12 protein-coding genes are annotated in these 9606 nt (G+C 43.2%); 7 read left to right on the forward strand and 5 right to left on the reverse strand.

Features of this window, described 5'->3' with window-relative positions:
• The first annotated feature begins 399 nt into the window (after positions 1-399).
• Positions 400-1410, forward strand: a complete 1011-nt coding sequence (locus QZY09_RS03020) for a hypothetical protein (RefSeq protein ID WP_295667894.1) — start codon at positions 400-402, stop codon at positions 1408-1410.
• A gap of 91 nt (positions 1411-1501) precedes the next feature.
• Here QZY09_RS03020 and apaG read toward each other — a convergent pair whose 3' ends face one another.
• The gene (gene apaG, locus QZY09_RS03025) at positions 1502-1888 is read right to left on the reverse strand and encodes a Co2+/Mg2+ efflux protein ApaG (protein ID WP_295667896.1); all 387 of its coding nucleotides are present in this window, start codon (positions 1886-1888) and stop codon (positions 1502-1504) included.
• 126 nt (positions 1889-2014) lie between these two features.
• Positions 2015-3022 (reverse strand): tRNA dihydrouridine synthase DusB, encoded by a 1008-nt coding sequence (gene dusB / locus QZY09_RS03030; RefSeq protein WP_295667898.1) that lies wholly within the window; start codon positions 3020-3022, stop codon positions 2015-2017.
• A gap of 38 nt (positions 3023-3060) precedes the next feature.
• Between dusB and QZY09_RS03035 the strand changes: the two genes are divergently transcribed.
• The 4 genes from QZY09_RS03035 (at position 3061) to QZY09_RS03050 (ending at position 6054) form a co-directional block, all read left to right on the forward strand.
• The gene (locus tag QZY09_RS03035; RefSeq protein ID WP_295667900.1) at positions 3061-4014 is read left to right on the forward strand and encodes a CPBP family intramembrane glutamic endopeptidase; all 954 of its coding nucleotides are present in this window, start codon (positions 3061-3063) and stop codon (positions 4012-4014) included.
• The gene (locus QZY09_RS03040; RefSeq protein WP_295667902.1) at positions 3995-4207 is read left to right on the forward strand and encodes a hypothetical protein; all 213 of its coding nucleotides are present in this window, start codon (positions 3995-3997) and stop codon (positions 4205-4207) included. The genes QZY09_RS03035 and QZY09_RS03040 overlap by 20 nt, the downstream gene beginning before the upstream one ends.
• Positions 4204-5034 (forward strand): phosphatidate cytidylyltransferase, encoded by an 831-nt coding sequence (locus QZY09_RS03045; RefSeq protein ID WP_295667903.1) that lies wholly within the window; start codon positions 4204-4206, stop codon positions 5032-5034. The genes QZY09_RS03040 and QZY09_RS03045 overlap by 4 nt, the downstream gene beginning before the upstream one ends.
• A gap of 267 nt (positions 5035-5301) precedes the next feature.
• Positions 5302-6054, forward strand: a complete 753-nt coding sequence (locus QZY09_RS03050; RefSeq protein ID WP_295667905.1) for a phosphatidylserine decarboxylase family protein — start codon at positions 5302-5304, stop codon at positions 6052-6054.
• A gap of 18 nt (positions 6055-6072) precedes the next feature.
• Here QZY09_RS03050 and QZY09_RS03055 read toward each other — a convergent pair whose 3' ends face one another.
• On the reverse strand, positions 6073-6615 hold the full coding sequence (locus QZY09_RS03055; RefSeq protein WP_295667906.1) for a hypothetical protein: 543 nt from the start codon (positions 6613-6615) through the stop codon (positions 6073-6075).
• 122 nt (positions 6616-6737) lie between these two features.
• Positions 6738-7142 carry a hypothetical protein gene (locus QZY09_RS03060; RefSeq protein WP_295667907.1) on the reverse strand — a complete coding sequence of 135 codons (405 nt, stop codon included), beginning with the start codon at positions 7140-7142 and terminating at the stop codon, positions 6738-6740.
• Between the two features lie 203 nt (positions 7143-7345).
• Here QZY09_RS03060 and QZY09_RS03065 point away from each other — a divergent pair, with 203 nt between their 5' ends.
• Positions 7346-7663, forward strand: a complete 318-nt coding sequence (locus tag QZY09_RS03065) for a hypothetical protein (protein WP_295667909.1) — start codon at positions 7346-7348, stop codon at positions 7661-7663.
• A 2-nt stretch (positions 7664-7665) separates the two neighbouring features.
• The gene (locus QZY09_RS03070; protein ID WP_295667911.1) at positions 7666-8034 is read left to right on the forward strand and encodes a DUF2809 domain-containing protein; all 369 of its coding nucleotides are present in this window, start codon (positions 7666-7668) and stop codon (positions 8032-8034) included.
• Between the two features lie 588 nt (positions 8035-8622).
• Here the strand turns inward: QZY09_RS03070 and QZY09_RS03075 are convergent.
• A partial coding sequence (locus tag QZY09_RS03075; RefSeq protein WP_295667913.1) for a PA0069 family radical SAM protein occupies positions 8623-9606 on the reverse strand: 984 nt, incomplete at its 5' end.

A 9606-nucleotide genomic window follows, 5' to 3' on the forward strand; every position in this document is an offset into this window, starting at 1 on the left:
CAACGTCCTGCTCAACAGCAACGACCTGCTCAGCAGCAACGACCTGCTCAACAGCAACGTCCTGCTCAGCAGCAACGTCCTGCTCAACAGCAACGACCTGCTCAACAGCAACGTCCTGCTCAGCAGCAACGTCCTGCTCAGCCAGTAAAACATCCAAACGGAGGCAGATAACCGCTGATCTTTGAATGCATCTTATTAAGAGGCCGTCTCCTAATTTTACTTATGAGGCGGCCTCTTTTATTTTAATAACAATCCAGGAATGTTCAAATTTAGGTTTACGATAAAAAGCCAGCCGCTAACTGTACTTTGTTTCAGGATTTCATAAAAATATTTAAACATTATTGACCGATTATTGTCTTATCAAATACTGAATATTTAATACCCTGAAAATACTTAAAAATGAAAAAGATTGAAAAATTATTCCTTCTAATTTGCCTGGTGCTCTTTGCGGCATCTGCGGCAAATGCCCAGGTGAGTATAGGCATTTCCGTCAGGATCGCCCCGCCTGAATTACCGGTGTATGTGCAGCCCGCCTGTCCTGTTGAAGGGTTTCTATGGCAGCCCGGTTATTGGGCTTATGATGATGAGGACGGTTATTACTGGGTACCCGGTGTATGGGTAGCCCCGCCAACCCCTGGTTATTTATGGACACCCGCCTATTGGGGTTACGAAGGCGCCGCATACGGTTTCCATGCCGGTTATTGGGGGCCTCATGTTGGCTTTTACGGCGGCATTAATTATGGTTATGGTTACGGCGGCGCTGGTTTTTACGGCGGCAACTGGGAAGGCGGGCGTTTCCGCTATAATACAGCCGTTGTAAATGTAAACACCACCATAATACACAATACTTATGTTGACCGTACTGTTATTAATAACGTTACCGTAAATAACCATACCAGTTTTAATGGACCGGGCGGTATACAAGCCAGGCCGAGGCCCGAAGAAGTAGCCGCTATGCACGAACAACACGTTCAGCCAACAGCCGAACAATTGAGTCACCAGCAGCATGCCAGCCAGGACAAAAGCCAGTTTGCAAAAGTAAACGGAGGGCATCCAACAGCTGCTGTTATGGATAAAGTTGGCGGCAAACCGATGAACGAGCGCGGACAGGTTGCTCCAAACTCAAGGTTAGGTAATCAAAACCCTAATGGTAACCGCAATAACCCAAACAAGCCTGATAATCAACCAAATGTTAATAACCCGAACAGGCCTGTAAACCAGCCGAAACCGAACGTTAATAACCCGAACAGGCCAGCGAACCAGCCAAATGCTGTTAAACCGCAAAATAATGGCGCAGCAAAGCAGCCCCAACCCCGCGTACAGCCGCCGCGTGTACAACCACAAAAGGTGCAGCCGCAGCGCGTAAGGCCGCAACAAAAACCGGAGCCACAAAAGCAGAAAGAAAATTAAAATAACACTGCAACAAACATATTTTTAAAATAAAACCCCCCGGCTGATTAAAAAGTCGGGGGGTTTTATGTATAAGTGATTTTTGTCGTTTTTAATTCATTCGGTAGGGCGCCACCAGGTAAAATTCGGGTATCTGAACATTAAACAGTGAATTGTCAATAAGGCGCGACATTTGATACTCGCCTTTCATACTTCCCATATCTGTTTTTAAATTACAGCCGGAAACATATTCATGCGAATGGCCTGGCTCAATTACCGGTTGCTGGCCAACAACACCTTCGCCTTCTACTTCTCTTTTTGCTCCGTTCGAATCAAAAATATACCAGTGCCTAGAAATTAACCTAACCGCGTAAGTGCCCATGTTTTCTATGGTTACTTTGTAAGCAAACATAAAATGGTCGTTTGCGGGGTTGGAATATTCTGGCTGATAGATTGTTTCTACGGAAACTTTAACACCGTCTGTAATTGTGGTAACCATTGTTAGCATTTCAATTTTTCAAATATATACTATCAACTCAAAAATCAAGCCATTTGAATATAAATTTTTTAAGTTTTTATATATTGCTAAATCAATAAGCCCTTTTTACGAACTTAGGGCCTGAACCTAAAGACTTTCAACTTCTAAAGGAGTATACCTGGGGTCGTTGGATATCTCTTCCAATATCTCCGAAACCTGCTCCAGGGTACCGGCCGTAACCAGCTGCATTCGGTATTCTTTAAAATGCTCTATCCCTTTAAAATAGTTGGAATAGTGCCTTCTCATCTCAAAAATGCCTGTTTTTGGCCCTTTCCATTCTATAGATTTCTGCAGATGGGTGCTGCAGGCAGCAATCCGTTCGGCAATGGTGGGTTTATCCAGGTGTTCCCCGGTTTTAAAATAATGTTTGATCTCCCTGAAAATCCACGGATAACCAATAGCTGCCCTCCCGATCATCATCCCGTCGACTCCAAATTCCATGCGCCAGGCAGCAGCTTTTTCAGGCGAATCAATATCCCCGTTTCCAAAAATTGGAATTTTTATCCGCGGATTTTTTTTAATATCACGGATCATCGACCAATCGGCAACACCTTTATACATTTGCGCCCGTGTGCGGCCATGAATAGTGAGGGCTTTTATCCCCACATCCTGCAAACGTTCGGCAACTTCATCTACATTTTTAGTATTATCGTCCCAGCCGAGCCTTGTTTTTACTGTTACCGGCAAATGGGTTGCTTCAACCACGGCCTTGGTCATGGCTACCATCTTGTCTATATCCTGTAATAAACTGGCGCCGGCGCCGCGGCAGGCCACCTGTTTAACCGGGCAGCCATAGTTAATATCCATGAGGTCGGGCTTAGCCAGCGTAGCTATTTCGGTAGCCTCGCGCATATGGTCGATATCGCTGCCGAAAATTTGAATACCTATAGGGCGCTCATACTCAAATATATCCAGTTTCTGCCGGCTTTTAGCAGCATCACGGATCAAACCTTCGGATGAGATAAACTCCGTGTACATCATATCCGCACCGTTTTGCTTGCAAACAAAACGGAAAGGCGGATCGCTCACGTCCTCCATTGGCGCTAAAAGCAGCGGGAACTCTCCTAAATCAATATTTCCAATTTGTACCGACATACATTATCTTCGTTGCAAATTTACGTATTTTAAGCCGGATGATAAATACACCCTATAAACAACTGAAAAACGGTGCAAATAAATTGCACCCCGGCGTTCAATTACTGATTTTTAGCGCTGTATTTATTGGCGCGCTGCTGATCTGCAACTTTGCGCTTATCGGTATTTATGGCATTAAGGGAATAATGGACATCGCCAGTTTAAATCCTTCAACACCCCATTTAAACAATTCGTTATGGGTGTTACAGTTGATTGGAACAACACTACCCATCTTTGTAGCGCCGGTATTTTTTGCAAAGGTTATTGTAAATGATGAACATGATTACATCAAACCCGGTATAAACTTTCATTGGGGGCTTTTGGTATTGGTTTTCCTGTTGATGTTCCTATCGAACCCGACAATTGAACTGCTCTCAAATATCAACCTGAAAATGAAACTACCGGACTATCTGAAAGGGTTGGAGGATTGGATGAAGGATAGCGAGAACAGTGCCCAAAAAATAACCGGTATAATGCTGCGGATGAATACCATCTGGGATATGTTGCTGGATTTGTTGCTGATAGGTTTGTTAACGGCTATTGTGGAGGAGTTCATGTTCAGGGGAGTGATACAAACGATATTCGTGCGCTGGACCAATAACGTACATGCCGCTGTCTGGATAACGGCTATTTTATTCAGCGCTTTCCATATGGAATTCTATGGCTTTTTGCCCCGGTTGCTGCTCGGCGTACTGTTTGGTTATTTTGTTGCATGGAGCGGCAGTATCTGGCCGGCGGTATGGGCACATTTTTTAAATAACGGAACCGATGTCGTAGTTACGTACCTTTATCAGCATAAAATAATTAAGGATAACCCGGACGACCAGCACCTGTTCAATTACATTGGTTATGCCATTAGCGCGGCACTTTTATTATTGCTGATGCTGATCTACCGCAAAATCGCTTTAGAAAAAAAGCCTTTCATTGAAGTTGATGGAGAAGAACTGGATTAAAATTTTTACTTCAGCAAATTATTACCAGGCAGAAATGGTAAAACAAGCGCTTGCCGGCTATTATGTAGAAAGCGTTATTATTAATAAACAAGATTCATCTCACCGTACATTTGGTGAAATAGAAGTATATATACACCAGGAGGATTTCAGCGACGCGATTGAGGTCATCATCCTTAACCAGGTTAATTTATGAAAACACGCGCCATTACCGGCTTTTTCTTTGTTATTGTTATGCTGGCCTCCGTACTTCTGGGTCAGTTTGTATTTATGCCTTTTTACCTGGTGCTGAGCGCATTTTGCCTGTACGAGTTTTATACACTGGTTACCCAAAACACCGCAAAACCCGATATCGCCCTGGGCATCATCAACGGTATGATTCTTTTTGCAGGTATTGCTGTGCTCATATTTTCTGATAACATTACTTTATTGCTCAGCTACAAAGCTGCGCATTCCTTGCTGTTCCTGCTGCCGCTCACCTCGGCGCTGGTTTTTATCCGGCAGTTATACAATAAGTCGGACACTCCTTTTAACAATATCGCCTACACCTACCTGGGTATTATACTTGTTATCGTGCCTTTTACTTTTTTCCATGCGCTGGCATTTGTAAGGGGAGCATATGACTTTCATTTCCCGCTTGCATTTTTGATATTGCTTTGGGCAAACGATACCGGCGCCTACCTGGTAGGAATGAAATTTGGCCGAACAAAATTGTTTGAACGCCACTCCCCTAAAAAAACATGGGAAGGCTTTATCGGCGGCATCATCATCAGTGCCGGTGTTGCCCTTATCCTGGCGCACTTTTATGTTGAACTGCCATGGAACCAATGGGTTTCCATCGCTATTATCATTTCCTGCATCGGCACCCTGGGCGACCTGGTGGAATCGATGTTTAAGCGGAGTATTAACGTGAAAGACAGCGGCGGAATACTGCCCGGCCATGGCGGCCTGCTCGACCGCTTTGATGGTCTGTTCCTTGCAGCACCTATTGTATATATGTATTTGTATTTTATTGCTTCTTAGGTTTTTAGCCCATGGACCATGGTCGACAAAAAAAGACGATTGGCCAGCGCCCGCATTAAAGTTCTGGGCCGCATGAACCACCCGGCACGGATGAATACACCTGGGACACCCGGCACAGTAATTTTTCTGTAATTTACCTTGGATTTATAAAGAAATTTTGCTATATAAATGCACCGTATGCCCGATGAACTGCCCGGTGTATTTCATTACACTACTTCGTCTCTGTTAACCCAATAAAATTATTAATTTTGCAGAAAGAATTAAACAATGACCATCCATAAAGAAGGATATACCTCTATAGCACTGTGCGTACTGTTCATTTTTGTGTTGAACGCCGTGATCCAGTTTTACTTTCCCGAAGCCCATGTAGTAAAATGGATCGTTTATATACTTTCTTTTGCGCTTTTTGTGATCATCCTGCAATTTTTCCGCAGCCCCATTTTCCCGGTAGAAACTGATGACAAAATTGTGCTTTGTCCTGCCGATGGTAAGGTGGTAGTAATTGAAGAAACTACTGAAACTGAATATTTAAAAGATAAAAGGATCCAGCTTTCGGTATTTATGTCGCCGGTAAATGTGCATGTTAACCGTAACCCAATTGCGGGAGTCGTTAAATATTTTAAATACAACCCGGGTAAATACCTGGTGGCCTGGCACCCCAAATCCTCCACCGAAAACGAACGTACCACCATCGTGATTGAAAACGCAGCCGGTGTGCCCGTTTTGTTCCGCCAGATAGCAGGTGCGCTTGCGCGCCGCATAGTTTGGTATGTAAAAGAAGGCGACAAAGTAGAGCAGGGCCAGCAGTTTGGCTTCATCAAATTCGGCTCGAGGGTGGATGTTTTTTTACCCCTTGGCTCAACCATTAAAGTTGACCTTGGCCAGGTAGTAAAAGGCGGCCGCACCGTATTAGCCGAACTGCCCGCAAAAGCCGCGCAGCCAAAACCAAAAAAAGAAGCTGAGGATGCTTTTGCCAGCGTTGCCGCTGCAAGGCCCGTGAAGAATACGATTAAGAAGTAGGGGTAATAGCTATCTATTTTATTTATTAACAGGTTTTTTGTCGGAGAGGTTCTGGTTGTACTTTGCTACCTGTGTTTCAGCAAGGTTTTTCAATTTGTTCTGCATGGATTTTTGATTTATTTCATAATTTAAATTGCGGTGCCCTTCATAATCAGTTTTCTCTAAAACAAAATCATTTATATCGATAGTTGACTGGTGGTTACCGAAATAAACTTCAAATATGTAGTGACAACTATGATCGATGCCGTAAATCTCCTGAATCGAATCTTTGCCATCTATAATCGCTCTGTATTTCAGGTTCGCTAATTTCTCCTCCCTAATCACCAAGTAATTACTTTGAAGGAACGTCATTAAGGTAGGACCTATATCAATTGGGCGATAGTCCCAACAGTCATCAAATCTTTGCATAAAGCACTTGTTGTTAATACACCATAGCAGGTACTTAATGTTATATACATTACAGGAATCTTTGCCGACTGGAAACACTGCTCCGTAACATGGCTCATAGAAACAAACAATAACTTTAGCATCCTTTTTTTTCAGATCAAGTATTTTAGCCATCACCCTCGGGTCAATTTTTGAAAAGTAATCCCCCTGCGCTGAACAGCAAAAAGAAGAGAAGACAAAAAAGACAAGGATTACTAAATTCAGTGTACATTTATGGTCAAGCCGATTCATCATTCTTATTCCTCCACAATAATAATCCTCCTGGTCGTCTCATTAAAAACCACTTCTGCGGTACCTTTCCTTTTCTCAATGGTTTTAAGCAAAACATGGTCGTTTCTGTCTATCACTTCATCATCATTGATCTTAATATCGTAAAAGTCCCTGTTTTTCACGTCAGCGAAGCCGTTCGTTTTGTCTTCAAAATAAGTAACGACTTTTTTTTGAGAATCCCTGTCGTATTCCAGTACATAAGCATCTCTCGCCGCGTTCCCCGACCAGCTGACGCCGCTTACCCCAATATTTAAGCCAGGGCAATAAGCCTTCAGCTTATTTTTGCCTTCGGTAAAAAATTTACAGCCTGACGATAGGAATAACAATAGTACAAGTGGAGCCAACTTCTTAAAACATTTGGGTATTTTCATTTTTTGATGGTTTAAAGTATTTTTAAGATACGGAAATTTTTGTTCAAAGCATTTCCTGCTGTTTTATTAGGTAGAATCGTTAAATTGCTCTCAGATAGGAATTAATAATGAGAGGTAAATCGAGTTTTATTTTGATTGCTATTTTGGTAGTTGTCGGGTCTGAGTATCAGAGTGGCAATTTGAATGAAATTTCAATTCACAAAATGTGGAGATTTGAAAAATTTGATGTGATAAAACGAAATCTAAATAAAGGCTTCTCTTTTGACGCCAACAATCAATTGGTGTTTTTAGACCTTACAAATAACCAAAAACTGCGGTTTATTGATAAAAATAAAAAGCAAGAAGTAATTCCCTACAAAATCGACAATGATATGTTATTTGTCGAAAGCAAGGATGCCCAGCCCATTGGATTTAAAATTTGGAAATTAACAGAGAATGAACTGGGCCTTTTGATAACCTATCCAAAAACCTATAAAGAACCCGAAGATAACGCGATCGTAATGCTTTTTAAAGCCAACTAATATTGAAAACACGCCTCACCTGGTTTCTCCTGATCATCATCACTATCATCCTCGGCCTTTTATCCCGGCACATTGCAGGCATCCCCTTATTCATCGGTGATATTTTATGGGCGACAATGATTTACTTCGGCTTCAGGTTCCTGTTTGTCGGCAAATCCACTAAATTTATCGTGATCGCCAGCCTGCTGTTTTGCTACGCGATTGAGTTCAGCCAGTTGTACCAGGCGCCATGGATCAACAACATCAGGCACACAGTTCTCGGCGGTTTAATATTGGGCGAAGTTTTTCTTTGGGGTGATTTGCTCAGCTACACGATTGGGGTTGCGATTGGGGTTTTGATAGAGCGATTGATCAGTACGCGAAATGCATAACGCATGCAGCCTGGGTTGCGCACCTACGGCGCGGATCAACTATTAAATTGTTGTTACTACCGACATTTAGTCCCTACGGGACTGGTAAATAAATCAATAAAACAGGCGCTGTATCGCCATGTTCGGGTGATAATATAAAATGAACCTCGATTTCTTGAATTGCTGAGAAAATATCCCGTTAGGGATAACCCGTTTGTAGAAAAAAATTAGAATAGATATAATTGCCTCGTAGAGGCTACCCGTAGCCGCATGTAATTTCAAGCCCAAAATATGGTGGTCTGCGTAATGCTGATTTATTAAAGGATTTGAACCCATTTTATAATATATTTAATTGCCTGACAGATGTATAAGGGTAGCCTCTACGAGGCATAGCAATGGTTGTTTTTCCACAAAGCGGTAGACCCTACGCGTCATAGAATTCGGTCACCTATACAAAGCGTTATAGAATCATAAAATACTGGTGCCTTCATTTTTATAACTGCTACTTAGGAGCAAGATATCGGTAGAAAAAATGCCAAAAAGCGTTAGTGTGCCGTAGGTACACCATAATCGAAGCGACCCGGTGGAAACATAACCCCTCACCACTCTCTACTCACCAAACAAACTCACCTGCTTCCCATTCCTCGGCACAAACAGGTCATAATTAAAAGGCGGCATATCCCTGTCGGCCAAAAAGCGGTTGCAGGCCATTTTAAATAATTGGTGGATAGATTCGGCCACATGCCCTTCGCCGCTCATCCGGCGGCCAAAATTACTGTCGTTCAGCTTACCGTCATGGCATGATCTGATCATATTCAACACTTTTTCGGCCCTGTCAGGGAATGCTTTAAAGATCCAGTCGCTGAACAGTTCGCCAACGCTACCATTCAGCCTGACCACAGTAAAGCCGGCTGCCAAAGCGCCCCTGCCTGCCGCAGCTTTAATAATATTGGGCACCTCATTGCTGATTAGCCCGGGGATGATGGGCGCCGCCATCACCCTTACCGGCACGCCTTTTTCGGATAGCTTTTCAATAACCACCAGCCGTCCGGTAGCGGTAACGGTGCGTGGCTCCAGCTTTTGCCGCAGCTGTTCATTCAGGGACGTCATGGAGATATTTACATGCACCAGGTTAAGGGCGGCCAGCTCGGTAATAATATCCAGGTCGCGCAGAATCAGGTTATTTTTGGTGATAATGCTTACCGGGTTGCGGTATTTTAAAAACAACTCCAGCAATGACCGGGTTATTTCCAATTTTCGTTCAACCGGCTGGTAACAATCCGTATTCCCCGAAAGCAGGATACAAACGGGCTTGTAATTTTTTTTATTGAAGTACGCCTCCAGTAATTCAGGCGCGTTTGGTTTGGTAATGATCTTTCGCTCAAAGTCGAGTCCGGCGCTGAAACCGTAATACTCATGCGTATTTCGGGCATAGCAATAAATACAGCCATGTTCGCAACCCTGGTAAGGGTTAATGGAATACATGTGGCTCAGGTCAGGGCTGCTGGATTCGCTAACGATTTTTTTTGGTGTCTCTACAAATAATTGCGTAGCCGTATTTTCCAGCATCGGCTCATCAAGCCCTTCAATATG

This window comes from uncultured Mucilaginibacter sp. (assembly GCF_903913935.1).
Classification (GTDB): domain Bacteria; phylum Bacteroidota; class Bacteroidia; order Sphingobacteriales; family Sphingobacteriaceae; genus Mucilaginibacter.

Bases quoted from the DNA above. Each gene is read 5' to 3' on its own strand.
- QZY09_RS03020 (WP_295667894.1), top strand. From the start codon at position 400: ATGAAAAAGATTGAAAAATTATTCCTTCTAATTTGCCTGGTGCTCTTT.
- apaG (WP_295667896.1), bottom strand. From the start codon at position 1,888: ATGGTTACCACAATTACAGACGGTGTTAAAGTTTCCGTAGAAACAATC.
- dusB (WP_295667898.1), bottom strand. From the start codon at position 3,022: ATGTCGGTACAAATTGGAAATATTGATTTAGGAGAGTTCCCGCTGCTT.
- QZY09_RS03035 (WP_295667900.1), top strand. From the start codon at position 3,061: ATGATAAATACACCCTATAAACAACTGAAAAACGGTGCAAATAAATTG.
- QZY09_RS03040 (WP_295667902.1), top strand. From the start codon at position 3,995: ATGGAGAAGAACTGGATTAAAATTTTTACTTCAGCAAATTATTACCAG.
- QZY09_RS03045 (WP_295667903.1), top strand. From the start codon at position 4,204: ATGAAAACACGCGCCATTACCGGCTTTTTCTTTGTTATTGTTATGCTG.
- QZY09_RS03050 (WP_295667905.1), top strand. From the start codon at position 5,302: ATGACCATCCATAAAGAAGGATATACCTCTATAGCACTGTGCGTACTG.
- QZY09_RS03055 (WP_295667906.1), bottom strand. From the start codon at position 6,615: ATGGCTAAAATACTTGATCTGAAAAAAAAGGATGCTAAAGTTATTGTT.
- QZY09_RS03060 (WP_295667907.1), bottom strand. From the start codon at position 7,142: ATGAAAATACCCAAATGTTTTAAGAAGTTGGCTCCACTTGTACTATTG.
- QZY09_RS03065 (WP_295667909.1), top strand. From the start codon at position 7,346: ATGTGGAGATTTGAAAAATTTGATGTGATAAAACGAAATCTAAATAAA.